Origin of the sequence: Mangrovicoccus sp. HB161399 (assembly GCF_013184745.1) — a bacterium.
GTDB lineage: Bacteria > Pseudomonadota > Alphaproteobacteria > Rhodobacterales > Rhodobacteraceae > Mangrovicoccus.
In genome coordinates, this window is record NZ_JAATVU010000261.1 from 1 (window position 1) to 902 (window position 902).

2 protein-coding genes are annotated in these 902 nt (G+C 61.0%); both read left to right on the plus strand.

Annotated features, from left to right (window positions below; all coding sequences use genetic code 11):
- Nucleotides 1-183 (plus strand): hypothetical protein (locus HCC78_RS34370; protein WP_253949484.1); only part of this gene is annotated, 183 nt, incomplete at its 5' end.
- 44 nt (nucleotides 184-227) lie between these two features.
- Nucleotides 228-902 (plus strand): DDE-type integrase/transposase/recombinase (locus HCC78_RS32770; RefSeq protein WP_371743976.1); only part of this gene is annotated, 675 nt, incomplete at its 3' end.

Genomic DNA, 902 nt, shown 5'->3' on the forward strand with positions numbered 1-902 from the left:
TGTTTGATCCCACGGTTTGATGGTGTGATCCTTTCGAAGGAATGGAAGGATGCCCTATGGGACAAGTTCGTCACGGAAGCGCCACGATCCTCTGACCGGAAGGCGAATGTGCGCATTCGCCGAGAGGGGCGCACGCCGTCAGAGCAGCAATACAGCGATCGCAAGCTTCGGCCGCGGCGCTGAGCCGGGAGCTCGGGAGTGAGGAGGGCCAGAAAACGATCCAGTGAATCGTTTTCCCGACGAACCCCAAGACGGTTGCGAAGTGGCGTAAACGGCAGACGGTCGATGATCGTAAGACCGGGCCAACGGAGCCTCGTTCGACGGTCCTCACCGAGGCTGAGGAGGCGGCCATCGTCGCGTTTCGACGCCACACGCTGCTGCCGCTTGATGACTGCCTCTATGCCCTTCAGCCGTCCATCCCGCACCTGACGCGCTCAGCGCTGCACCGGTGTCTACAGCGGCATGGCATCTCGCGCCTGCCTGACGTCGAGGGCGACAAGCCGAAGCGGTCGAAGTTCAAACGCTACCCGATCGGCTTCTTCCACGTCGACATCGCCGAAGTGCAGACTGCCGAAGGAAAGCTCTTCCTGTTCGTTGGCATCGATCGCACGAGCAAGTTTGCCGTGACCCAGCTCGTCGAGAAGGCGGACAGAAGGACGGCCTGGGAGTTCCTGCAACACATGCTCGAAGCCGTGCCATATCAGGTCCACACCGTCCTCACTGACAACGGCATTCAGTTCGCCGAGCAGCCTCGGAACCGGAATGCCGCGTATTCACGGCCGATGCGCTTTGACATGATCTGCGAGGCAAACGGGATCGAGCACCGGCTGACCAAGCCCAACCATCCTTGGACCAACGGACAGGTCGAACGGATGAACCGCACGATCAAGGAGGCGACCGTC